General features: G+C 64.5%; 1 protein-coding gene. It reads left to right on the top strand.

Annotated features, from left to right (window positions below):
* Positions 1–22: 22 nt before the first annotated feature.
* Positions 23–313, top strand: a 291-nt coding sequence (locus RM532_RS15880; RefSeq protein WP_423246907.1) for a DDE-type integrase/transposase/recombinase, incomplete at its 3' end; no start/stop codon positions are given.

Raw genomic sequence — 313 nt, 5'->3', positions numbered from 1 at the left:
ACACGGCATCCACGGTATCCCTGTGGCCAGGGCCTGGCGTTACAAGCCATCGGGGCTGCGACCCATCGGCATCGCCAATCATCTCGAGCGCGACTTCGTCGCACTCGAGCCCAACACCAAGTGGGTGACCGATATCACCCAGATCCGCACCGCCGAAGGCTGGCTGTTTCTGTGCGTGGTGATCGACCTTTACAGCAAGCTCGTGATCGGCTGGTCGATGGGGGCGACGCAGCAGCGTCAGCTGGTGCTGGATGCGGTGACCGCCGCGCTGGGACGTCGTGAGGACCCCGGCCAGCCGGTGATCCTGCATTCG

The organism is Spectribacter hydrogenoxidans (assembly GCF_031846275.1).
GTDB classification, from domain to species: Bacteria; Pseudomonadota; Gammaproteobacteria; order Nevskiales; family Salinisphaeraceae; genus Spectribacter; species Spectribacter hydrogenoxidans.
This window is presented reverse-complemented; position numbering and strand designations above follow the sequence as displayed.